At 45.8% G+C, this 24065-nt stretch carries 24 protein-coding genes and 1 pseudogene; 12 read left to right on the top strand and 13 right to left on the bottom strand.

Translation table 11 applies throughout. The features are described from left to right. The first annotated feature begins 142 nt into the window (after positions 1–142). The 7 genes and pseudogenes from DHL47_RS05715 to DHL47_RS05745 all read left to right on the top strand — a co-directional run bounded on the left by DHL47_RS05715 (position 143) and on the right by DHL47_RS05745 (position 6365). Positions 143–1357 carry a DUF2974 domain-containing protein gene (locus DHL47_RS05715; protein ID WP_209551196.1) on the top strand — a complete coding sequence of 405 codons (1215 nt, stop codon included), beginning with the start codon at positions 143–145 and terminating at the stop codon, positions 1355–1357. Between the two features lie 264 nt (positions 1358–1621). Beyond that, on the top strand, positions 1622–2062 hold the full coding sequence (locus DHL47_RS05720) for a hypothetical protein (protein WP_209551197.1): 441 nt from the start codon (positions 1622–1624) through the stop codon (positions 2060–2062). A 138-nt stretch (positions 2063–2200) separates the two neighbouring features. Continuing rightward, a complete protein-coding gene (locus tag DHL47_RS05725) occupies positions 2201–2611 on the top strand; it encodes a hypothetical protein (protein WP_209551198.1) in 411 nt (136 codons plus the stop codon). Beyond that, a pseudogene (locus tag DHL47_RS05730) lies at positions 2604–4291 on the top strand (cutinase family protein). Before DHL47_RS05725 ends, DHL47_RS05730 begins: the two are co-directional and overlap by 8 nt. Before the next feature lies 1 nt (position 4292). Continuing rightward, positions 4293–4607 carry a hypothetical protein gene (locus DHL47_RS05735; RefSeq protein ID WP_128835765.1) on the top strand — a complete coding sequence of 105 codons (315 nt, stop codon included), beginning with the start codon at positions 4293–4295 and terminating at the stop codon, positions 4605–4607. A gap of 4 nt (positions 4608–4611) precedes the next feature. Continuing rightward, entirely contained in the window at positions 4612–4914 is a 303-nt protein-coding gene (locus DHL47_RS05740; RefSeq protein ID WP_209551199.1) for a hypothetical protein, read from the top strand. 254 nt (positions 4915–5168) lie between these two features. Beyond that, positions 5169–6365 (top strand): ferredoxin reductase family protein, encoded by a 1197-nt coding sequence (locus DHL47_RS05745; RefSeq protein ID WP_209551200.1) that lies wholly within the window; start codon positions 5169–5171, stop codon positions 6363–6365. Positions 6366–6742: 377 nt separating this feature from the next. Here the strand turns inward: DHL47_RS05745 and DHL47_RS05750 are convergent, their stop codons facing one another. The 5 genes from DHL47_RS05750 to metG form a co-directional block, all read right to left on the bottom strand. Continuing rightward, complete coding sequence (locus DHL47_RS05750; RefSeq protein ID WP_209551201.1) at positions 6743–7459, bottom strand: suppressor of fused domain protein; 717 nt, start codon at positions 7457–7459, stop codon at positions 6743–6745. Between the two features lie 622 nt (positions 7460–8081). Next, positions 8082–8738, bottom strand: coding sequence for a DUF4230 domain-containing protein (locus DHL47_RS05755; protein WP_209551202.1), 657 nt, complete (start codon positions 8736–8738; stop codon positions 8082–8084). A gap of 4 nt (positions 8739–8742) precedes the next feature. Continuing rightward, the gene (locus DHL47_RS13520; RefSeq protein ID WP_275946003.1) at positions 8743–8877 is read right to left on the bottom strand and encodes a hypothetical protein; all 135 of its coding nucleotides are present in this window, start codon (positions 8875–8877) and stop codon (positions 8743–8745) included. Positions 8878–9115: 238 nt separating this feature from the next. Beyond that, positions 9116–9913 (bottom strand): amino acid ABC transporter substrate-binding protein, encoded by a 798-nt coding sequence (locus tag DHL47_RS05760; RefSeq protein WP_209551203.1) that lies wholly within the window; start codon positions 9911–9913, stop codon positions 9116–9118. A 329-nt stretch (positions 9914–10242) separates the two neighbouring features. Further along, positions 10243–12240 (bottom strand): methionine--tRNA ligase, encoded by a 1998-nt coding sequence (gene metG, locus DHL47_RS05765; RefSeq protein WP_209551204.1) that lies wholly within the window; start codon positions 12238–12240, stop codon positions 10243–10245. 469 nt (positions 12241–12709) lie between these two features. On the opposite strand from metG, the gene DHL47_RS05770 reads away from it, so the two are divergent. After that, the gene (locus DHL47_RS05770; protein WP_209551205.1) at positions 12710–13198 is read left to right on the top strand and encodes a DUF805 domain-containing protein; all 489 of its coding nucleotides are present in this window, start codon (positions 12710–12712) and stop codon (positions 13196–13198) included. Between the two features lie 70 nt (positions 13199–13268). Here the strand turns inward: DHL47_RS05770 and DHL47_RS05775 are convergent, their stop codons facing one another. Both DHL47_RS05775 and DHL47_RS05780 read right to left on the bottom strand, forming a co-directional pair. Then, positions 13269–13901, bottom strand: a complete 633-nt coding sequence (locus DHL47_RS05775; protein ID WP_128835742.1) for a DUF421 domain-containing protein — start codon at positions 13899–13901, stop codon at positions 13269–13271. Then, positions 13898–14350, bottom strand: coding sequence for a DUF3290 family protein (locus tag DHL47_RS05780; RefSeq protein ID WP_128835740.1), 453 nt, complete (start codon positions 14348–14350; stop codon positions 13898–13900). Before DHL47_RS05780 ends, DHL47_RS05775 begins: the two co-directional genes overlap by 4 nt. A gap of 137 nt (positions 14351–14487) precedes the next feature. On the opposite strand from DHL47_RS05780, the gene DHL47_RS05785 reads away from it, so the two are divergent. The 4 genes from DHL47_RS05785 to DHL47_RS05800 all read left to right on the top strand — a co-directional run bounded on the left by DHL47_RS05785 (position 14488) and on the right by DHL47_RS05800 (position 18320). Further along, positions 14488–15315, top strand: coding sequence for an exodeoxyribonuclease III (locus tag DHL47_RS05785; RefSeq protein WP_209551206.1), 828 nt, complete (start codon positions 14488–14490; stop codon positions 15313–15315). Positions 15316–15326: 11 nt separating this feature from the next. Further along, positions 15327–15713 (top strand): bleomycin resistance protein, encoded by a 387-nt coding sequence (locus tag DHL47_RS05790; protein WP_128835736.1) that lies wholly within the window; start codon positions 15327–15329, stop codon positions 15711–15713. Between the two features lie 277 nt (positions 15714–15990). Then, positions 15991–16611 carry an N-acetylmuramoyl-L-alanine amidase family protein gene (locus tag DHL47_RS05795; RefSeq protein WP_209551207.1) on the top strand — a complete coding sequence of 207 codons (621 nt, stop codon included), beginning with the start codon at positions 15991–15993 and terminating at the stop codon, positions 16609–16611. An 821-nt stretch (positions 16612–17432) separates the two neighbouring features. After that, positions 17433–18320 (top strand): diacylglycerol/lipid kinase family protein, encoded by an 888-nt coding sequence (locus DHL47_RS05800; RefSeq protein WP_128835731.1) that lies wholly within the window; start codon positions 17433–17435, stop codon positions 18318–18320. A gap of 132 nt (positions 18321–18452) precedes the next feature. Here the strand turns inward: DHL47_RS05800 and nth are convergent, their stop codons facing one another. The 6 genes from nth to DHL47_RS05830 form a co-directional block, all read right to left on the bottom strand. Next, positions 18453–19082 carry an endonuclease III gene (gene nth, locus DHL47_RS05805; RefSeq protein ID WP_209551208.1) on the bottom strand — a complete coding sequence of 210 codons (630 nt, stop codon included), beginning with the start codon at positions 19080–19082 and terminating at the stop codon, positions 18453–18455. Positions 19083–19182: 100 nt separating this feature from the next. Then, positions 19183–19536, bottom strand: coding sequence for an arsenate reductase family protein (locus DHL47_RS05810; protein WP_209551209.1), 354 nt, complete (start codon positions 19534–19536; stop codon positions 19183–19185). Positions 19537–19677: 141 nt separating this feature from the next. After that, positions 19678–20853: a 3-phosphoglycerate dehydrogenase family protein gene (locus DHL47_RS05815; protein WP_128835723.1), complete on the bottom strand. Its 1176-nt coding sequence runs from the start codon at positions 20851–20853 to the stop codon at positions 19678–19680. 12 nt (positions 20854–20865) lie between these two features. Then, positions 20866–21957, bottom strand: a complete 1092-nt coding sequence (gene serC / locus DHL47_RS05820) for a 3-phosphoserine/phosphohydroxythreonine transaminase (RefSeq protein ID WP_128835721.1) — start codon at positions 21955–21957, stop codon at positions 20866–20868. Between the two features lie 410 nt (positions 21958–22367). Further along, positions 22368–23132 carry a DpnI domain-containing protein gene (locus DHL47_RS05825; RefSeq protein ID WP_128835718.1) on the bottom strand — a complete coding sequence of 255 codons (765 nt, stop codon included), beginning with the start codon at positions 23130–23132 and terminating at the stop codon, positions 22368–22370. 550 nt (positions 23133–23682) lie between these two features. Beyond that, positions 23683–24024, bottom strand: coding sequence for a P-II family nitrogen regulator (locus DHL47_RS05830; RefSeq protein ID WP_128835715.1), 342 nt, complete (start codon positions 24022–24024; stop codon positions 23683–23685). Positions 24025–24065 lie beyond the last annotated feature (41 nt).

Below are 24065 nucleotides of genomic sequence, written 5' to 3' on the forward strand. Positions count from 1 at the left end.
TAGTTTCATTATACCAAAAAAATTCTCGTATCCCATGTATCATCCTCAGTCTGAGGTAGGATTTTTCTGGAAATAGGAAACAATCTTATAAAAATATGCTATACTAAGCTATATATAAGATAGAAGGAAACGGAGATTGACGATGGAAATGATTTTTGACTACCTGGAGCAAAGGGCCTATGACAGTATTTACGACCAGCCTTTCAATGAACTGGATTTCCTGATTCTGACTGAGCTGACCTACCTGCCTTTTGATCAGATTGTCGATGCAGAGCTGTCTCCCAACTGCGATTGCCGCCTGCTGGACACGGTCGAAGCCATGCCTCAGGAGCTGTCCATGATGGTGACCAAAAGCCGGCTCAGACTCTTGGAAAAAGCGGCGGCCAGCACCCGTTTCAAAAACAGCAAACTCATGGGCTATGTCAACGACATTGACCCCGATGTCCAAAAGCAGTTTGCAGCCCTGATTTTCAAAATCAAGCCAGATACCTATGCCTTGGTCTTCCGCGGCACAGATGACTCCATCATCGGCTGGAAGGAAGACTTTCACATGACCTACATGGACCAAGTGCCGGCCCAACAGACTGCAGCTAACTATCTGCGCAAGGCCATGCAGCTGCTCCCGGGAAATTTCATTCTGTGCGGTCACTCCAAGGGGGGGAATCTGGCCTCTTATGCAGCCAGCCAAATGGAGCCGGATGATCAAGAGCGGATCCAAGCCATTTACAGCTATGACGCTCCCGGCCTCAACCACGCAGTCATTGAGAGCGCCGGCTATCAGGCTATTGTAGACAAGCTGAGACGCTTCCTGCCTCAGAGCTCGATTGTCGGTATGATGCTGGAAACACCTAAGGAAGCTCAGATTGTCAAAAGCAGCGCCATCGGCGGCTTTGCCCAGCACAATACCTTTTCTTGGAAGATTAAGGATCAGGCCTTTGTCCTCACGGACACGCTGGCCGCAGACAGCCTTCAGACAGACAAAACACTGAAAAACTGGGTAGGCAGTGTTTCGGATGACGAGCTGAAAGATTTCTTTGATCTCTTTTTCGGCCTGATTCTTGATGCCGGCATCACTTCTATTAATGATTTTTCAAAAATCGAAAACGTCAAAAAAGTGCTGGCGATCTTCAAAAATGCCAACAACCTGCCAGCCGAAGAAAGTGACAGATTAACCCAGCTGGCAAAGCTGCTGGTAGATATGCGCTTCCAAAGCTGGAAAGAGGACATCAGCCTGCCCAGCCCGACGGCCATCGGTAAGGATATTGGCAAAAACATTTCCCAGCTGACCCAGCGCCTGCCCTTTATTGGCAGAGAAAAAGAGACCCAGCCAAACTCAAAACTGACAGAGGACCAATAGCCCAATCCTATCTGGAAAATGGCGGTGGGACAGAACTAAATTTTTAAAAATTTAGTTCCCTTCACTCTCTTGTTTCTAAGCTCAGACTGAAAAGGTTCCCCAAACCCTTTCACTCCCAGCCCGCGAAACTGAAGGACTTTTATACAGTATCTTCCAAAAGATCCATCCCTCAGTGGGTGAGGACACAGCCATCATGGGAGTCTGTCCCACCGCCATTTTTTGGGTATAATAAAACTAACTTCCGCATATCTAGGAGGATTGACAATGAAAAAAGGCAGAATGTTTATGCTGGCGGCAGCTGCTGCTCTAGTCGTAGGAGGAACGATTATGACAGTTCAAAATAAAAGTTTGTTCACTGATGGAATTTTCGATTTGAGAAGTCCAAGAGAAAAACAGTTGACTTACTTAAAAAAACATGAAAAAGACTTGGCAGATTTTGTGAAGGCTTTAAGTCCTAAAGTTGAAAGCGTACAGTTTGATTGGGACAGTATGGAAGTTGGTCAGGTAGGAAATGGCACTCCACAAGGTGGTGGTTACATACTAACTCTAAATGGAAGGGTAAATAATATAAAAGAAACTGAATTTACTTTAGGAGTTGATTTGGGAGACAATGCTAATAGTATACCAAAAGAATTGGGAATCTATGAAATGCAACCCATAAGAATTTATCGGGATGGAGGTTGGTATTACTATGACGAAAAGTAACTTAAAAAATTTTGACAATTTTTATGCTGATTTGGTTCAGATTTTTCCGAATAATAAAGCGAAGTACTTTTTAAAAGTATTTTTTTTATGTAATTTGTGATATAATAGATTTAACTTCCACTATTTAGGAGGAAAGAGATGAAAAAACGTACCTTGCTTTGGCTGATTCTAGCCACTGTTATTATTGGAGGAGGAGTTTGGATGGCCCAGGAAATGAACATATTTGGACGCTTGGTCGAGGTAGAGCCAAGTCCGCGGGAGAAGCAGTTGGCTTATCTCAAAGAACATGAGGAGGAGATTAAGGATTTTGTGAAATCACAAAATGATAAAATTGAGTCAGTTCAGATTGACTGGAAACAGACGCGTTGGGAAGAAGTTGGCAATGGAACACCGCAGGGAGGGGGAGAGGTTGTTAGTCTGTATGGGACTTTTAACGAAAGCAAAGAATCCGATTGGAATATTATTTGTAATATAGAGAATAACAAAGTAGAGTTAGATTCTATGACTTTAAGAAATGGGTTGTTTTACGGAGGTGAGCTTTTTGAGTAACAGTAATTTAAAAAATTTTGATATCTTTATGCGAATCTAGCGCAATCCGCTTATACTGGTAGACCTGTTACATTTCCCTATGAAACGTTATCAGAAAAAAGAAGACAGATTTTAGATGCTGGTGAATCCGTTCCATTTAATTTTTCACAAGATGTGGTGACGCGAAAAGGAGAACTCACCCCCGGCGGAAAAAAGCTTGACCATGACGGCAAGCTTTACCTGCAGCCAGATCCAGATTTGCATACTGTAGAAGAGACGATGGATCTCCAAGTTCCTAGTCCCAATGGCGGCTATCACAAAGAAACAGATGTCGTCAATCGCTATCAAAAAGGGCTTTTAACCGATGAAAAAGCAGGTTTTAATGCTTACTATTTAACAGATACTCCGACTCTGGGTAAGGATACCAAGAAAACCTATATGGCCATTCGAGGCAGTGATGGTATTAGTTTAGATAATTGGAACGACTGGGTTGATAATGATGCTCAGTTTGCTATTAATCATATTCATATTCCACAAGCAAAGTTAGCTACAAAAGGAATGAAAGTTAAAATCGCAGAGATGAGTGAAAAAGCACCAGATGCTAAGATGGACCTTTCAGCTCACTCGCTAGGAACTATGGTCTCTGCTCAAGGGGTTGCCGGCTTAAGCGATCAGGAACTGGAGAAAATCGGCAAGGTGGTCCTCTTCGACGGTCCAGATACGACTAAGAGCTTAAAGAAAATGGGACTCAGCGATGAGAAAATCAAAAAAATCAGCGAAAAAATAGAGTATTATGTCAATCCCTTTGATATGGTAAGTATGCTCAATCGGGAACATACTATCACTCACCTACCTGGTGATTCCAATGAACCACTTAAAAAGCCAGTTGGTAAAGTCAATATTGTAGTTCCCTTATACTATACACAGAGCTTCGATTCGGAGAGTTCTCATGATTTTGGTGTTTTTCAGAGTGATGGCAAAGGCAGCTTCCTCGTTGCTTCTGAGGATTTTCACCCAGAGCTGCTGAGAGCGGGAGAAAAGCTGGCGCGTCTAATTGCCAAAACTCTGGACGCTCTTCGAAAACTGGGAGTTAATGAAGAAACTGCTTCAAATATATTCAATTCTCTAATGAATGGAGATCTTCCTGATAGGGCTGTTTTGGGATATGCCTTCTATCATCAATTTGAGACAGAATACAAGGAAATTATTAGGGTTGCTCGCTTGGAATCTATGACTTGGGATCGTGAAGCTATCACTCGCTACCAGCATCAACTGAAAAATGGCGGTCTGTCAGGAAATGATAAAATCCTAGTGCAGGCCCAGCTCCTGCAGACGGCGGCTCAGCTGGCTATCTTTGAGATAGAGGGAATGGTCAAAGGAGCTGATAAGCTAGTAGCCAATACCAAAGAAGATGTTCAGGAAATTGTCAACAGTGCGGAGCCAGAGGCTTTTGGCCTGGCCAATTATTTGAGCGATGCTGAGGTTTTAGAGCTGCTGGCTGATTTTAAGATGAGCAAATTCTGGGACGAAAGTATCGAAGGAGAAACCAAAAAAGCCGCGGCCGATTTTCTGACTGAGATGGAGCAGCTGGGCATGACTCTGGTCAGAGCCAGTCAGGAGTTTACCTCTGCCGATCAGGCAGCTGCTGTGGACTTTGACGGCCTGATAAAAGATACCAAGAAAAACTGGAGGAGCAATTAAGATGCTGATTGTTCATGATGATGCGCTCTTTAGCAAGGCGCAGTTAGAGAAAGAATTTAAAGCAAAGATGAAAGAACAGGAGCGGGCAGCCATCCAGGCCCTGCTGGTAGCCAAAGAGCTGCAGATTGGGGCCAAGTATATGGAGCTGGAGACTCAGCTCGGTCTAGCCGCTTCCAATATGAAAAACTATGCCTCTCAGACCTATGTCAATAATATCAAGGAAGGCTTTTCCGGCGCTGCAGCTCAGGCCGCTGAGACCTACCTGACCCAGCTGCAGGCCCCTTCTCTCAAGAATCCTATCAAAGCAGGAGGGTGAAGCAATGCTGGATAAGAAAGAAAGGGAAAAACTGGAAGAAGAGTATGGCCGCAAACTGCTTGAGCTGGAAAGAACGGAAGTCCGGCTGGATGGTTATTATTATAAATTCGAAAGAGAGACGGCTGCCCTGATGGAGAAGCTCTCCTATGCTTTCAAAGGAGTATCCTATGAACCTGCCTGGCAGCACCTTTCGCAGATAGAGGACAATCTGAATCAATACCATCAGCAATACAAAAAACGCCTAGATGATGTGCTGGAGGCGCGCTATCAGGAAAATCGACGTTTTCAGCAAAAGCTGGACGAGTAGACTTGCCCTTCCGCCGGCCGTGCCTTTTGCCCTAAAATTTCCCCAAAAACAAGCCTAAGAATAACTCTCCTGCCAATTGGCTTCAGCTGCGGCTTTCCTGCAGGGGAGCTTTGTTTATCTTTGGAATGGCTGATGCTTATTTTTCCAACTCCCACCTTCCAAAACAAGCTCATATCTTGACAGCTTGTTTTTTCTTTGTTAGAATGTAACGAGTTTATTTACAACTAATTAGTATAAAAACCGATGGAGAATCAATGAAATCAATTAAAGGAATTGCCCTGATTGCTGTTAGCATCATCATCACTGTCTTTGCCTGGGCGGCAGCCGGTATGACCAACTTTATCGTGCCAGGCTTGGCCTTGACCACCCTGTCTCTGACCTTTCTGCTGGCCACCCGCAATGCTCTTCTGGAAAAGTGGTTCCACGGCATTGAAAAGATGTACTTTTACCATAAGTTTACCGCTATCTTTTCGGTCATCCTCCTAGCCCTGCACAATGTCGCCATGGGCGGCAGCCTCTGGGGGTCGCATCTAGCAGCCCAGCTGGGCAATGTCAGTATCTATCTCTTTATCAGTATCGTTGCCATGGCCTACATCGGGAAGCGGATCAAGTATGAAGTCTGGCGCTGGATCCACCGGGTCGTGTACCTGGCCTATATCTTTGGCCTCTTTCATGCCTATATGCTGACGGGCGGGCAGCTACTGACACCCAGTCTCCTCAGTCTGGTGGTCGGTCTCTACGCTGTCATCGGCCTTGCTTCCGGCTTTTATATCATCTTTCTCTACCAGACTCTGGCTTTCAAGCATCTGGGGAAAATCCTGCAAGTCAAGCGGCTCAATCATGATACCGTTGAGCTGAAAATCCAGCTGAGCCAGAAGCTGGACTATCAGTATGGCCAGTTTGCCTTTATCAAGATTTTTCAGGAAGGATTTGAGAAAGCGCCCCACCCCTTCTCTATCTCGGGCGGCCATGACAACATCGTCTACTTTACCATTAAAAACTCCGGCGACCACACCCAGAAACTCTATGAGCAGATTAAGGAAGGCACCAAGGTTACCATTGACCGGGCTTACGGCCATATGATTCTGGAGGAAGGACAGGCCAAGCAGATGTGGATTGCCGGCGGGATCGGTATCACCCCCTTTATCTCCTACATCCGGGAAAATCCAGCTCTGGACCGCCAGGTCAGCTTCTACTATGCCTATACCGGTCAGGAAAATGCCGTTTATCTGGATCTGCTGCAAGACTACGCAGCCAAAAACCCGCTGCTGGACCTGCATCTGGTCGACAGTAAAACCCAAGGCTATCTGGATTTCAGCGATTATCCCTTGGACAATGACACCACCGTCTTTATGTGCGGCCCGGTCAAGATGATGGATAAATTCGCCGAAGATTTCAAAAAGAATAATCCCAAGGCCGATTTGGTTTATGAAGGATTTAAATTCAAATAGACCTTCCTGCACAAAAGCCATCACTTACATCTCCCAGCCAAGGAGAAACAGCCTATCATAAAAAAACCCAAGCAGCTTTGGGTTTTTTTAGTATCTTTGATTTGCACTCTTTGAACATCAGAACCAACCTTCGTTACCTCCAACAGTCTGAGAGACCGTTAGAGGTCGGGGATAAGGCAACTGCCCTTTGTGTCAAAACAGTCTGGCGGAGTCTGAGATAAAAGTCCCCAACTTCATATATTTTATCGTTTAATTGCAAAATGCAGTGATTGAGTCCAGAAACCCGAAAACGAGGCAAGTCCAGTGGAGGTTTTGAGGCGGCAGATAAAGTTTCCCTAAGGATGTAATCTCTTCAATTTTCAAAGAGGATGAAATGGCTACACAAGCGATTCCCGCTCATAGTCCGTCACATCACTGCCCAGCTGAGCATAGAGAGCCTGAACAGTCAGCTGACCCTCCATAATCTGCTGCAGTTCCGCGTCTGTAACACCGACCAATTCGACAAATTCCACCAGACCGTGAGCCGTCTCCAAGACCTGAGCCTCAGGATCCGGTACGGTGATAAAACCTGTCAAAGCAGATGCCTGCTCGCTGTCAAATCCCAGCATCTGACCGGTATAGATATACTCAAAGGGCTGATAGACTTCTCCCGTTTCAAAAGTCCTGCGGGCAAAATCCTGAAAAATAGTGACAATATTGATAAATTCATCATTGGGTTGGTAGTCCCCCTTTTTCAGACGCAGGGTAAATTCAAAGCCATAGCCGCTGTAGTCTGTATCTTGACTGACTTTTTCATAAAGCTCAGATAGACCATAGCTGACTAAATGCCAGACATCACCGGCATCATAGACGTCAACGCCGTCCAGCGGATCTGGTCCGCCCGACCGCCATTTGACAATCGCCTCAATGTGGTCCACCGGCTTCTGATTATTATAAATGCGGGCAAACTCCGTCGAAATAGCCTCCCAGCCCGGAGCTTCCTCATAATCAGCAGCAGCTTCTTCCGCTTCTGCTTCGTCCTCGTACTCTTCATAGAAGACTTCCTCTGCTTCCTCATGTTCTGGCTGTTTTTTAAAAAAATCAAAAATTCCCATTGCTTCCTCCTTGCTAAATTTGAAACCAGTATAGCACAAAAAGCGAGGAATAGATTTTATGGTAGAGCGAAAAGACGGCAGGCTCCCTTTTTGAAAAATGAAGCAGGAAATGAAAATCAGGAGCAGCATCATACACTGTTCCTGATTTTTTCGGTCAGCTCTAATAAAGCGGAGAAGGATAGATGACGGCAGCCTGGCCCAAAAGCAGCTGCCTCACCTCTGTCAGATATCGTCATTTATTTTATCTTTTATGACGTCGTTAACTCGCCTTTCCGTACGCCAGTACAGCTGACACTTCCTAACGGAAGCTCTATCTGCCACCTCAAAGAGACTGAGACAGACTCCCATGATGGCTGTGTCCTCATCCACAGAGGGATGGATCTTTTGGAAGATACCGTATAAAAGTTCTTCAGTCTCGCTTTGTTTTGGTAAAAACTCTTGACGCGGTAGCTGATTGGACTTTTTGGAGTCTAAAAGGCGAACAGTCTTGACACTTCCTAATGGATGTTTCATCCATAACCTCAAAGCAGTGCTTTGAACAATCAGCTACCGCTGAGCAAAATGAAAATTTTGCAAACAACTGCAGGGCCCTTTTTCATAAAAACCTCCTAAATATATGAATCTATTTATTAACGTTTTTAAAAGTTACTTTAGCCTCCGGATCAATGCTAGTCACAATCTTTTCATAATATTGCTCTGCTGATTCTGCAATAAGTTGTTTGTACTGCTTAATATACTCTTCTTGTTCCTTATTGCTAAGACTTTTGGTAGTATGCTTTGCTGTATCAATGTTCTCCGTTGCCCCGCTCAGCAGTTCTCCGCTTGTATCATATAGTTTGTATTGCTTATTTGGATCATCTGGTACATCTACTCCTATTACCTGATATTTGGGGATAGTTACTTCATAGTGATGGTCAGTAGTTATTTTAATCTTCACTGCTTCTTTAATTCCTAATTTGGCAGTATAATTCAAAATAATGATAGCCTTTTTTACAGACAGCGGGATGCTGATATTGGTACCTGGGATTTTACTATCTTTCTCAATTGTCTCCACCTTTTGAATGCCAACATTAAAAAAGACAGTTTCATTAACCTTTTCCAGAGAAGTAATCTGAGCATAAATCTGACTCCGTTCATCTGAAGCATTTTTCCCTTGGAAATAGCCAATAAGATGATTGGACTTTGCAACGACAAAAAGAGTAGCGAGAACGGCTACCACAATCCAAACGTAAATCTTAGCCCCTAAAGCTTTTTTTAGCAAATCCTTCACTATTTTCATACTCCTACTTCCTCCCCATCAAAAATGCTATCCCGAGACTGGCTACAGCCAGAAATGCTGACAAATAAGGATTAAGCGGGAAGAGAATGACAATCAAAAGCAGCCATACAAGAAGTGATGCAATTTTTATTTTTTTCATAATATAACTCCTAAAACCTTTCAATAGGTATTATATATATATATATATGAATTGTCAAGTGTTTTTTGAACTTTTTTCGTCAAAAAACTAAGGAAAATACTCATTTCTGGGGCAACATTAACCCAACTGACGATTTCAAAAAAGCTCAGAAACACCTTTCTTAAAAAGTGCTGCTAAGCTTTTGAAGTTTTATTGAGTTTTCAGGCCTTTTTGGGGGAAATTGGAATGGATTGTCTGATTACTCCAGTTCTTTGGCATCAGGCAGATAATTGCCGCTTAAAAATTTCTGGCTCAGCTTCTCTAAACTTCCGTCTTGATAGAGCTCTTTTACAGCCCGATTAAAGGCTTTTTGAAAATCAGCCTTATCCTTGGCGATGATAATATAATTATTGGGATTGCCGCTGCTGTCAAGCTCAACAATATTCAAATCCAAGCCGCGATCCTTGACAATCTTTTCTACCGAAATTTTATCAAAAATCAAGAAATCCATCTCACCATTATCTAAATCCAATAGACGTTTGCTGACATCTTCTCCAGAGTAGTCCAGCTGGGCCGCCTGCTCAGGATGCTCTGCATTCCAGTCGTTTACTAGCTTGGCAGTGGAGGTCCCTGTATCATCCTGAGTTTTTTTACCTGCAATTTCTGCTAGTTCCTTTATCGGTGCAGATTTTCGACTGACCAAGACCAAGGGATTTTTAGCAATAGGAGCCGAGTAGAGATACTTGTCCGCCCGCTCTTCTGTATAGCTTAAGTTATTGGCTGCCGCCTGATAGCGCCCTACATCAACCCCAGGAAAAATACTTTCCCAGCTGATTTTTTGGAATTCTATTTTATAGTCATCCAGTTTTTCATCAACAGCCTTTAAAACCTCTACATCGTAACCAGTCAAGTTCCCATCCTGTTCGTAGTCAAAAGGCGGTATATCACCTGCTGTTGCAACTACAATCGTTTCTTCCTGATTGGCTGATGTATTCTGCCGCTGCCCACATGCAAAGAGAGCAGCCGTTAAAGGCAAAAGAAGCAAGAGTTTTTTCATCGGATTCTCCTAACAAATCTTTATTTAACACTAGCATATCAAAGGCCGCTAAGATTTCCCAATATAAATTTTTTATAAACCTGATAGTCCTTGCTTATACAGGCCCAAGCTGTGAAAGGACGACTGCCAGCTGAAAAAATTTGTCAGGATTTCAAATAATTCTGCTTCTAACTATTTTTCAAAAAAGGCAGTAGACCAAACTCCCATGGTAGCTGCACCCTCACTCACTAACGCATGAAAACAAGGCAAAAGCCCTCATTAGATGACAATCCTAACGAGGGCTTTGTGGTTGATATATAATTAAATCAAAACTTCCAGGGACAGACTCCTCACCCTATCAAACTGCCATTCGGCACTTTCTCATCCACGGTCAGGAGGGTCAGCTGCTCGCCGTATTCGGCTGAGAGGATCATGCCTTGGCTGATGCGGCCCATCATCTTGCGGGGTTTGAGGTTGGCCACGATTTGGACCTTCTTGCCGACCAGTTCCTGCTCATTTGGATAATATTTGGCAATGCCGGAGAGGATTTGGCGGTCCTCACTGTCACCGGCATCTAGGCGGAACTGGAGCAGTTTGTCTGAGCCTTCGACCTTTGCCACTTCCTTGACCTCGGCAACGCGGATTTCCACCTTGTCAAAGTCGTCAAACTTGATTTCTTTCTTATTAAGCTTAAGCTCGACTTCTTCCGGCTTCCATTCCTTTTCTGCTGCGGGTTTGCCGGCCTCCATCTGCCCTTTGATATAGGCGATTTCCTCTTCCATATCCAGGCGCGGGAAAATCGGTGTACCCTTGGCAGCAACGGTCAAACCGCTTGGCAGGTCAGCCAGTTTGAGCTCTTCCAGCGAGCCAGCTTCGGGCAGTCCCAGCTGGCTGAGTACAGCCTTACTGGTCGCCATCATGAAAGGCGCAATCATATGAGCTACCACCCGCAGGCTGGCTGTCAGATGGCTCATGACTGCGGCCAATTCAGACCGCTTGGCTGGGTCCTTGGCCAAGACCCAAGGCGCTGTTTCATCGATGTATTTATTGGTACGGGAGATCAGTGTCCAGACAGCTTCCAGAGCCCGCGGATAGTCCACTGCTTCCATATACTTGTGATAGTCAGCGATAGAGGCGGCCGCCACTTGCGCCAGATCTGTATCAAAAGCCGTCACATTTTCTTCATAGTTTGGCACCTGACCGTCAAAATACTTGTTAATCATGGACACGGTGCGGTTGAGCAGGTTGCCCAGGTCATTGGCCAGCTCATAGTTGATGCGGCCGACATAGTCTTCCGGCGTAAAGGTGCCATCAGAGCCAACCGGCAGACTGCGCATAAGGTAGTAGCGCAGGGCATCCAGACCATAGCGCTCCACCAGCATTTCCGGATAGACCACATTGCCCTTGGACTTGGACATCTTGCCATCCTTCATGACAAACCAGCCATGGGCAATCAGGCGGTCCGGCTGCTTAAGTCCCAGCATCTTGAGCAAGATAGGCCAGTAGATAGAATGAAAACGCAGAATATCCTTGCCGACCATGTGAAAGACTGTCCCTTGATTCCAAAACTTGTCAAAGCCAGCATGGTCTTCCTGTCCGTAACCCAGAGCCGTCGCATAATTAAGCAGGGCATCAATCCAAACATAGACTACATGCTTAGGATTGGACGGCACCGGCACACCCCAAGTAAAGGTGGTCCGGGAAACAGCCAAATCTTCTAGGCCTGGCTCAATGAAGTTCTTCAGCATTTCATTGAGACGACCCTCCGGTGAGATAAAGTCTGGATGGGATTTGAAAATGTCAGTCAGCCAATCTTGGTACTTACTGAGGCGGAGGAAATAGGACTCCTCTGACACCCACTCGACCTCATGACCGCTGGGTGCAATCCCGCCAGTCACCTGACCATTTTCATCACGGAAGACCTCAGCCAACTGACTTTCAGTAAAGAATTCCTCGTCTGAAACAGAATACCAGCCGGCATACTCACCCAGATAAATATCATCTTGAGCCAGCAGGCGCTCAAAGACCTGAGCCACCACTTCCTCATGATAGTCATCCGTGGTCCGGATAAACTTATCATAGGAAATATCCAGCAAGTTCCAGAGTTCCTTGACACCGACAGCCATACTATCGACATAGGCTTGTGGGCTGATACCGGCTTCCTCAGCCTTGGCTTGGATCTTTTGCCCATGCTCGTCCAGACCGGTCAGGTAAAAGACATCGTAGCCCATGAGCCGCTTGTAGCGGGCCAGGACATCACAGGCAATGGTCGTATAGGCAGATCCGATGTGGAGCTTGCCGCTGGGATAATAAATAGGTGTAGTGATATAAAAATTCTTTTCAGACATTGTCTTTCTCCTTACGAGGCAAATGAGACCTCCATTTATTCAGAAATTGCTGTTTATCAAGCTGAAAAACAGCAAACTTCAACACTTTATTGTATCACCATTTAGAAAATAATACAATGAATTTTCAATTTGCCCACGCCACCCGGCATGCTTAAAAAACAGCCTAGGCTAAAAATATAAAATAATCTGCAATGTTTATCTGTTTATTACATAATATGATCTGCCAAATCATTTAGAGTATTATGATGATTCATGTATATGCTGATTTTTGGCGGAGAGCTTTCGACTTTATACGGTATCTTCCAAAAGATCCATCCCTCTGTGGGTGAGGACACAGCCATCATGGGAGTCTGTCCCACCGCCTTTTATAGTGGTGTCTGCTTTTAAAAACTCCATTTATTTCCCCAAGCTGTTGTCATTTCATCCTATATATAGTATACTAGGTGAAAAATATAAGGGGAACTATCACATGTTTGACGCATATAAGAAATTTTGGACGGGCTATGTTGATTTTACTGGCCGTTCGACTCGTTCGGATTATTGGTTTGCTGTTTTAGCCAATGTTCTTTTATTTATCCTATTCTATGCAGTTCTTGGCATTCTGGCAGTTATAGATGTCTCTGCCAATCAGGGAGCCGGTAATTTTGGAATCATTACATCCTTAATATTGCTCACGGCTGTTACCGTTTATATTATCGCAGCTCTCCTTCCATCATTGGCTATCCGTATCCGGCGCTTGCGCGATGGCGGCTATCACTGGGCCTGCATGTTCCTCATTCTGATTCCAGGTATTGGAGGCATCATCCTTTTGGTCCTGATGTGCCAACCAAGCAAATATGAGTACGCTCAGACCTACAATAATCAAGGCTATTCAGATTATCAGAACGCTCAAAATCAGCAATCTGTCCAAAATCCTTATCAAAATCAGTCATCAGACCAAAGTCCCTTTCAGAATTAAGAGTTTTAAAAAAATCAAAACAGCTTCTCCGAGCCGGAGGGCTGTTTTTTGACTGCATTGACAGGATTGCTTAATAAGTCACCACTCGGATCAGTCCCTTGTCATACTCGGCGATGAAAATATCAGAAAGACTGCTGTAGCCGTCTTTTTCCAGAGTTTCCAGCAGCCATTCCTCACTGCGGCCGATGGAGTCTAAGACATCCAGCTGGATAACGCCGTCAGTGATAATCGGATACTTGGGATTTTCATCCCCCATCTGCACGACAATGAGCTGGCCGTTTTGCTCCAAAACTGCGCGCTTGACCAGTTTGAGCTGATAAATGCCCTGCCCCCGCAGTTTAAGAGCCACATCGGAAGCGGACAGCCCGACCGAACGGCAGGCTTCTACATCTAATTTCCCATGTTTGATCAGAACGGTGGGACTGCCGTCAATCATCTGCTTGACAAAATGGCTGTTGGTTTTGAGCCACTTGAGCGTCAGCACCAAAATCGTCCAAATGAGAAGAATGACGGTGTACTGCAAAATAGTGATTGCTGGATTGTAGATGACACCGCCGATAATGCCGCCCAGCACATAGTTCTGTACTTGGTCGCTGGCCGAGTTGGGCGCCAGATTCCCCTTGCCGGACACATTGATGACAAAGACCAAAGACAGCAGCCCCAAAGCCAGCTTAATCGCCACATCGAGATAAGAAAATGTCATTGTTCAACCTCCACTAATTCTACATCTGCATCATATAACTCTATCTTTTCCAGCAGATAGGTATCCTGCTCACTGCCGCTGATGGCCCGGTAAAAAGAGCCCTCTACCTTGACAATGGCGCCGTCCGTCGCGGCTGATGTATTGACATAAACCTCCGACTTATCAACCTTGAGCTCCTGAGATACGACTTCGATGAAATGGAGTGATGTACGAAATTGGTCATCAGAAGCCTGATCGGTCTGGTAATTGCCGATGCCGACCAAAACCAGGGTCACCACTCCCAAGAGCAGGATAATCACCAGCTCGCGGTACTTGCTGTCCCGCTGATTTTTATAAGCCTGAACGGAAACGTAAGCCGTCACCAGAAGCAGCAAGCTCAAGGCACCCAATAAAAGCCAGTTCTGGGTCGAAATCTGGCTTAGCACATAATCATAGGAATAAAATTTCATGACAGCCCCCCTTTTCTAGGATTATTATAGAAAAATTTTCAGCTTTTTTCAAGCCAACTTTCAGCCCTTTTGCTATAAATAGGGCAGTATTTTTGTTATAATAAACGGAGCAAATGCATACTAGAAAAGGAAATCCTATGAAACTCATCTCTTGGAATATCGACTCTCTCAACGCTGCTTTGACCAGCGACTCAGCGCGGGCTCAGCTGTCTCAGGCTGTCCTTGCGACCCTGCAGGCTGAGCATGCCGATGTGATTGCCATTCAGGAAACCAAGCTGTCGGCCAAAGGCCCGACCAAAAAGCACATCGAAATCTTAGAAGAGCTCTTCCCCGACTACCAGCATACCTGGCGCTCCTCTGTCGAGCCGGCCCGCAAAGGCTATGCCGGAACCATGTTTCTCTACAGAAAAGAGCTGACACCGACTGTAACCTTCCCAGACATCGGCGCTCCCTCTACCATGGACGCAGAAGGCCGCATTATCACGCTGGAATTTGACCAGTTCTTTGTCACCCAAGTCTATACCCCTAACGCTGGTGACGGTCTCAGACGCTTGGAAGACCGCCAGATTTGGGACCAGAAATATGCGGATTATCTGGCTGGGCTGGATAAGAAAAAGCCAGTCCTCGCTACTGGTGACTATAATGTCGCCCATCATGAGATTGACCTGGCCCACCCGTCCAGCAACCGCCGCTCTCCCGGCTTTACGGATGAAGAGCGCGCCGGCTTCACCAATCTGCTGGCCAAAGGCTTCACCGATACTTTCCGCCACCTCCACGGTGATATTCCCAACCAGTATACTTGGTGGGCGCAGCGCAGCAAGACCAGCAAAATCAACAACTCAGGCTGGAGAATTGACTACTGGCTGACCAGCAGCCGCCTGGCTGACAAGGTGATCAAGTCTGATATGATTGACTCCGGTGCACGCCAAGACCACACACCCATTGTCATGGAGATTGAACTTTAAGGAGAAAACAAATGGACTATCAAGCTGTCATTCCTGAATTTGTAGTATCTGACATCGAAAAATCACGCCACTTCTACTGCGACCTGCTAGGATTCTCTGTCGAATACGAGCGTCTAGAAGAGAAATTTCTCTTTCTCTCGCTTGAAGACTGCCAACTTATGCTAGAAGAAGGCAGCGCAGAAGAATTAGCTCAGCTGACCTATCCTTTCGGGCGCGGTGTCAATATTTCCTTTGGCATTGCGGATGTGCCGGGCCTTTATCAGAAATTGCTAGAGGCGGATTATCCCATCCACCGGCCGCTGATAAAAAGGGAATTTAGGGTAGAAAACACAATCATTTATCCCCAGGAATTTGCCGTTCTAGATCCGGACGGTTATTTCCTGAGATTTACGGAATGAAATGAAGAGGCAGACACCTTGCTCCAACAGTCTCCCAGACCGCTGAGCAGCCTGACACTTCCTAGCGGAAGCCTTATCCGCCACCTCAAAGAGGCTGGGACGAAAGTCCTTCAGCCTCGCTTTGTTTTGGTAAAAAACTCTTGACACTACTAAAAGCAAACTAAAAGACTATAGTTGAATAATTATAAAAAATATGTTATTTTAAGGTAGGAAACGTTTACAGACTGTGAAAACTCCATTCTCTGTTTATCGTTTACTTCATTAAAAAAGGAGACGGATGATGAAAAGAAAATTAGCTGCGGCTCAGCTGGTACTGGCTGGAGCGCTTTTGACTGCAGTGGCTGTTCCCATAGGAAATCCTGTACAGGCCCAGATCAAACCAGTTATTGTCAATAAGACAGACGGACAGTGGATACAGGATGCTAAAGGTTGGTGGTACAAATACACTGACGGCAGTTACCCGCGAAATAAATGGGATCAAATTAACGGAAAATATTATTACTTCAATGTTCACGGCTATCTGCTCACGGGCTGGCAGCAGCTGAAGGGCTTCGGGGATTATAAGGAAACATCTTGGTATTATTTTGATCCTACTAATGGCGACATGCAGACTGGCTGGCAGAACATCAATGGCAAGTGGTATTATCTAGACCCAGCCGAGGGCTACATGCTGACTGGGGTACAGCAAGTCGGAAAAAACAACGAATGCTATTATTTCCATCCAACAAATGGCGATATGCAGACTGGCTGGTATAAATTACCCGGAACCCTCGGTCATCCTGAGCCAGCTTGGTTTTACTTCGACCCAGCAGATGGCAGTATGGCGACAGGCTGGAAGCAGATTGACGGCAAGTGGTATCAGTTTGATTCATTGGAAGGTTTTCTAATGACTGAATGACCATTGACTGGTTCGGAAAAGGAGTATCATGTACCAGCTCCAATAAAAATAAAGAAGCAATTTAGGGAAGCTCTAAAAGGAGGCTGAGACAAAAGTCCTTCAGTCTCGCTTTGTTCTGGTAAAAAACTCTTGACGCAGCAGCTGATTGCTCAAAAGCTCCAGTGGAGGTTTTGAGGTTATAGATAAAGCTTCTGAGAGGAAGCAGCAAAAGCACTGCTTTGAGGTTGCGGATAGGACTTGCGAAGCAAGTCTCAACTTTGTTCGTCTTTTAGACTCCAAAAAGCTCCCACATTGAGGAAAACTCTGTTTTCCTCATCCCCAACCTCTCACAGTCCGGGTGGACTGTGAGAGGTTCGCGGACTGGGAGTGAAAAGGTCTGGGAGACCTTTTCAGCCTGAGCTTAGAAACAAAAGAGTGAAGGGAACTAAATTTTTTAAAAATTTTATACGGTATCTTCCAAAAGATAGCTCCCTCTGCGGGTGAGGGCGCAGCCATCATGGGAGTCTGTCCCACCGCCTTTTCGATCTTCCTTTTTATGAATCCCGGGGATTCAAACTATGAAAGGCCAGCCCAGCAGAAAGGATAAATAGCTTATCCTCCTCGAAAATCTCTTCAAACCCTATCAGCGCCGCCTTGCTCTGACAGCCGGGAAACTGCTGGAGCCTGCAGGCGAATTTGTGGATTCAGTCTGAAATAAGCCTAATCGAAAGCATTTCAGGAAAGAGGAATTCCAGCTATTCAGTGGTAACGGTTCCAAATATTTGCATAAAATATTTTCATAATGGTATAATACGCTTATCAATAAAAAGAGAGGACTGTTTATGTCTAAAGTTCTATTAATTGTCAATCCCAGTGCAGGAGGCGAGAAAGCCAAGTCTTTTGAAGATTTGGCAAAGAAAAAGCTGGAAAGCTTTTTTGATGAGGTAATGGTTAAGCATACCGAAAAAGGCGGCGATGCAGCAGCTTTCGCTAAAGAAGCCGCCGAAGACCGCTATGACAGCGTCTTTGTCATGGGCGGCGACGGTACGGTCAATGAGGGAATCAGCGGCCTGGCCGAACTCGACTACCGCCCTAATTTTGGCTTTTTCCCACTTGGGACGGTCAATGATCTGGCGCGGGCTCTTGGGATTCCGCTAGACTCTGAAGAGGCAATCCAAAACCTTGATATTAACAGGGTGAAGCCGCTTGACATCGGCAAGGTGAATCAGGACTACTTCATGAATGTCGTGGCCATTGGGACCATTCCAGAATCAATCAATAATGTTGATCCAGAGGAAAAGACAAAATGGGGGAAGCTGGCCTACTTTATCTCAGGCTTTAAACAGCTGAGGGATACCAGTTTTTACGAATTCCGCTTAACCATCGACGGAGAAGAGCGCACGATCAAAAGCAGCACGCTTTTGATTGGTTCCACCAACTCAATCGGAGGGTTCGAGAGCATCCTTCCTGATGCAGCCGTCAATGATGGTCTGCTGCATCTCCTCTACTTCAAGGACAAAACACTTTTGGACACCTTAGCGGCTGTACCGGAGCTCATCACAGGTCATAGCGAAGAGAGCGACAATATCGAATACCTGACCTTTAAGGAGATTCGGGTAGAGTTGGTCAATCCTGAGGCAGAGCTCAGCGTGAACGTTGACGGCGACGAAGGCGATGAACTGCCGGTGACCATCCGTGTCCTGCCCTCTCATCTCAATGTTTATTACTAATCAGCGGAGCGGACTGTTTTACCCAAGACAGCTGCTTCTTCTTTGCTCAGCGAAGGGGCATCCTTGGCCTAGTCGTCATGCCTCTTCTCCTTCTTCCCCATCAAATAAAAGCGATGTCATGTGACTCGCTTTTTAAATGTCTTTGAAATCATAAAGCTGGGGATAGTGGTCGCATTCGGGATTTTTAGGATGGCAGATAGCCCGTCCAAAGTAAATCATAGCCTGATGGGCCGGCAGCCAGCGCTCGGGCGGCAGCACATCCATGACCCGCTTTTCTACTTCCAGCGGCGTAGCTGACTTTTTGACAATATCGTGGTGCTTGCAGATGCGCTCCACATGGGTATCAACTGCAAAGGCCGGAATGCCAAAGCCTACACTCATGACCACATTGGCCGTCTTACGGCCGACACCGGCCAGACTTTCCAGTTCAGTCCTGGTCTGGGGCACCTGACCATCAAAATCATCCAGAAGCTGCTGGGCACACTTCTTCAGAAACTTGGCCTTATTGCGGTAGAGCCCTAGACGGGAAATGTGCTTGGCAATGTCCGCCTCAGAAGCAGCGGCCATAGCCTCCGGTGTCGGGTAGGCAGCAAAGAGACCGGGAGTCGCCTTATTAACCGCCGCATCCGTGGTCTGAGCCGACAGAAGAACAGCCACCAGCAGTTCAAAATGATTGCGGAAATCCAGACTAGGTTTGGCATCTGGAAACAGAGCAATAATCTCCTCCAGCACATGACGAGCCCGTTTTTTTGATAAAACCATACTATTACTTTCTAAGATTGGAATAGGAATATTATACCATGAAATCTCAAGCGCCCCAAGCAGAACAGCTCAAAAACCGAGTCACCCCGGTTTTCTTCATTTACAATCCCAATTCTCCGTAAGTCTTCCGATAGCCAATCTGCAAGATTTTTCCGTCCTGGACCAAGAGCGGCCGCTTGATCAACATGCCGTCTGCGGCCAGCAGGTCCGCGGCTTCTCGGGCAGTTAGGTGTGGCACTTTTTCTTTGAGGCCCAGCTCCCGATACTTGAGACCGCTGGTGTTGAAAAAAGCCTTGAGCTCAAAGTCTGACTTCTCTATCCAGTTGAGAATCTGGCTCTTGCTGGGCGTATCCTTGACTATATCCACTGCTTCAAAGTCCAGACCCAGCTGACTGAGCTCCGCCTTGGCCTTGCGGCAGGTAGAGCATTTAGGGTATTCGATAAATTGCAACATGATGGTTCCTCCGTCTTTATAATAGCCCAGCTGGCTCCTTCTTGTCAAGCTGAGGCTGATTTATTTTAAAAAGCCGACAAGCAGAGAAGGCTCATCGGCAGGCAGAGACGCATCCTCTAGGAAAGGATCGTCTGTTTTTTCTTATTTCTTAATCAAGCGCACGCGCACGATATTGTCGCTGGCCTCAAACTTGTCCACCAGCTCCTGAATCTTGCCTTCATCGGACTCATCCAAATCCAGCAGCGTATAGGCAAAGTCCCCCTTGGAGCGGTTGATAATATTGTCAATATTGATGTTGAGATCGCTGACCGCTGTGGAAATCCGAGCCACAATGTTGGGCACATTCTTATTAATCAAGGTGATGCGGTAAGGCGCTGAAAGAGCCTGACGGACATTGGGAAAATTGACCGAGTTGATAATCTCACCGGTTTCCATGAAACGCCGGATGGTCTTGCCGGCCATAATAGCGCAGTTGAGCTCAGCCTCTTCGGTCGAGCCGCCCAAGTGCGGAAAGACCGTAATCTGCGGGTGGTTGAGCAGCTCCTCTACACCGAAGTCCGTGATATAGCGCTTGAGCACACCGGCTTCGAGAGCATCAAAGAGGGCAGCATTGTCTACCAGCTCACCGCGGGCAAAGTTGATAATGGTCGTTCCCTTCTGCATCAAATCAAAAGCAGCTTTATCAAAGGTCGCACGGGTCTCCTCGGTCAAAGGCACATGGATAGTGATGTAGTCGCTCTTTTCAAATATTTCCTTGATGTCGGCCACCCGCTTGACATGGCTGGAGATATTCCAGGCTGTCTCAATGGAAACATAGGGATCGTAGCCCAGCACATTCATGCCCAGACGATAGGCATCGTTGGCAATGCGTCCGCCGATGGCACCCAGACCGATAACGCCCAGCGTTTTGTCAGAAATTTCGCTTCCGGCGAATTGTTTCTTGCCGGCCTCCACCTGCTTGGGAACATCCGCACCCGACAGGCCGTTTGCCCAGCTGTTGGCCGCAATATAATCTCTGGCAGACAGGAGGATAGAGGCCAGAACGGCTTCCTTAACGGCATTGGCATTGGCACCCGGCGTATTGAAAACCACAATGCCCCGAGCAGTTGCCTCATCAACCGGAATATTATTGGTACCGGCCCCAGCCCGGGCGATAGCTTTTAAATTAGCCGGAAATTCCTGACCGTGCAGCTGCTGGCTGCGCAGGATATAAGCATCAGGATTGCCAGACTTATCGCCGTCAACCTGAAAAGCATTGCCCAGCTCTCTGAGCCCGATTTGATTGATATTGTTAAAGGTTTTGACACTAAAGACCATCTGCTTCCTCTCCTAGCTGTTTTCTTCTTCAAATTGCTGCATAAAGGCAATCAAGTCCTTGACCCCTTGGAGCGGGAAAGCATTGTAGAGGCTGGCTCTCATGCCGCCCACACTGCGGTGGCCTTTGATATTTTTAAATCCTGCTGCTGCCGCCTCTTTGTTAAATTTGGCATCCAGCTCAGCACTCGGCGATACAAAAGGAATATTGGCTACAGAGCGCTGCTCCTTGTAACGGACCGGACTGCGGTAAAAGTCAGACTGCTCAATAAAATCATAGAGCAGGCCGGATTTTTCTCGGTTGCGTCGCTCCATTTCCGCTACACCGCCCAGTTCCTTGACCCACTCAAAGACCAGCTTAGCGATGTAAATGGCAAAGGTTGGCGGGGTATTGTAAAGGGAAACATTGTCAGCCTGGATACGGTAGTCCAGCATGCTGGACAGAACAGGCTCATCATTGAGCAGGTCTTCACGGATGATAACCACCGTCACGCCAGCAGGTCCGATATTTTTCTGGGCACCGGCATAAATCAGGCCGAAATCTTCTACCCGGTATTGGGCTGCCAGAATGTTGGAAGACATATCAGCCACAATCGGCACGCCATTGGTCGCCGGCAGGTCATAGATAGCCGTTCCTTCGATGGTGTTATTGGTCGTCAGATGCACATAGGCTGCCTGCGGGTCAATAGCTGCTTCATCAAAAGATGGGATTTCAGTATAGGCCCCCTCCTCTGATGAAGCCAGCAGAATCGGTTCAAAGGGAATGGTTTTGCTCAGCTTGACTGCCTCTGTATAGGCCTTCTTACCCCAAGAGCCTGCTACCAGATAGTAGGCCTTGCCGCCCTGAGCCAGATTGAGCGGAATCATGGAAAACTGAGTGGAAGCTCCGCCCTGCAGGAAAAGCACCCGGTAGTTATCCGGAATATCCATGAGCTCACGCAGCAGGCTTTCTGCGCTTTTAATGATATCGTCAAATTCCTTGGATCGGTGGGACAGCTCCATCACGCTCATGCCGCTCTGGGCATAGTCCAGAAATTCTGCCTGAGCTTTTTTCAGCACTTCCTTAGGCAACACTGCCGGTCCAGCAGAGAAATTGTAAATGGTCATATCCTACCTCCGAAATTGATTTTGTCTATCATACCATAATGTTCTGAAAATTTCCATTTTTTCTTGATATGCAAGCTCTTTCACAAGAAAAATCCGAACAAAAGCGAAGAAAAAAGAAGCTCTGAAAGCTTCTGATTTATCTAAAACTTCAAGAATGAGACGGACAAGTAATCGTTTCTTCAAAAACCAACTATTTATGGCTTCCTGTCGGACACTCCATCCGCAACCTCAAAACCTCCACTGGAGGTTTTGAGCAGCGCACTGCCCTATTGTCCTGTATGTTAAGCGATAGGCTGAGGCTGGGAAAGTCCTTCAGCCTCTCTGTCCCACCGCCACTACTAAAAGCAAACTAAAAGACTGAACTTCCAAAAAACTTAGACTTCTTGTGATGCAGCAGGCAGCCAGTTTTTTCACAGTTTCCTGTATCTCCCTCTTCCAACAAATTCTATCATCTCTTTATCTCTAAGAAATTGCAGCTGCTGGCGAATTTTTTCCTTTATATGATTATTATTAGGAAACATCAGCTTTAGGTTACTTTCAAAACCATACATTTGTTCAAGGGTAAATTCCCTCTCTTTGATTTTATCTATACATTTGAGAATTTCTAAGAGCCAGCCTCTAGCAGCAAAGGGCTGTTCCCTTATAAACAAGGTTTCAGTAAATTGCTTAAAAACTAATTCGGGCTCTCGAACCTGACCACTTTTGACAAGAAAGACTCTCCCCTTTGACGGCACCTGTGACAAATCAATATTGCAGCCAATCCAGCCTGCTCGCCTTGCTGTCGGAGCAAGCGGCTTTCTTTTGATAATAGTCTCAACTGTTATAAACTGCTTAGGAAGAATCAGAAAATTTTGAACCTCATAAGTTTTTGAGTAGGTCAAAAAGAAAAAGTTGGGATGATTATCAGACTGAACACGATCAATCATCGTTTTATAAGCGCCATCATTGATGATGGAGGAAAAATTTCCTCCCTTGCTTTTTAGCTCAAATTCTTCTGAACAGCTTTGGCAGAAAAAATCTGCAACAGGGCGATTATTTTTAAAGTGAGTTAAAGGTTTCTTACCACAATTTGGGCAATAAGCCTGCCGGCTGACCCAGTCTTCAGTCAGCACACGAGCCTTTTGGCTGTTATTTTTATAACCTTCTATCAAATCCAAATTCAACTGTAATTGCATCAGCACCTCAAAAAAATTAAAAATCGATGTGAAATCTGGTGGTCAATCAAACTCCCATGATAGCTGCACCATCATCTACAGACGGAAAGTTCATTGAAAAAAACTATATCAAAATATATCCTGAAAATTTTCGGCTTCGCTATTTTATTTTTAAGAAACTATACTATGAAGGCGACTTTCCCAGACGAAGCTTTGCAGGAATGCTGAACATATGTTCAAAACATTAACAACGGTTGACAGCAAAGAGGAGGTTCGCTGCTGGAGTTAGCTATAAATACTGATTCTGAACTCAGGTTTAATCTTTTTCACCTATTTTCAGCCCTCAATCGGCTGAAGCAACTCAACGCTAACGACGGTTGAATAGAAATAGAAAGAGTATGACCAAGTTTATAAAGGCTTCCGAAGAGTATAGCTCATCTTTTCCAGCAATGAAATGATTATAACACATAAAGGAGAAAGAATACACCTTTATCATCTCCTCTCACATTCTTTCCCGCTGCAAAAACAATCCCGAAATCAATCAGGATTGTTTTTAAATAATCAGACTCAGCTAGAGAGCTTCTGCATCCTCCTGACCGGTGCGGATGCGGATGACTTTCTCAACTGGGAGGACAAAAATCTTTCCATCACCGACTTCGCCGGTTCTGACTGCCTGACAGATCAAGTCAATCAGCTGTTCAACCTGCTCATCGCGGACTACAATTTCAATCTTGACCTTGGCCAACAGACTGGGAACAATCTTCTGTCCCCTGACATATTCCGCAAAGCCCAGCTGATTGCCGTGGCCCAGAACCTGACTGACAGTCAGTCCTTTGGCAATCGTTTCCTTAGAGAGGGCCTCCTTGATATCTTCCAGTTTATCAGTCCGAATGACAGCCTCAATTTTCTTCATTTTCTTACTCCTTCCTTATTGTATCTCTTTTCATACAGCAC

The organism is Streptococcus panodentis, from assembly GCF_017884005.1.
In the GTDB taxonomy this organism is placed as follows: domain Bacteria; phylum Bacillota; class Bacilli; order Lactobacillales; family Streptococcaceae; genus Streptococcus; species Streptococcus panodentis.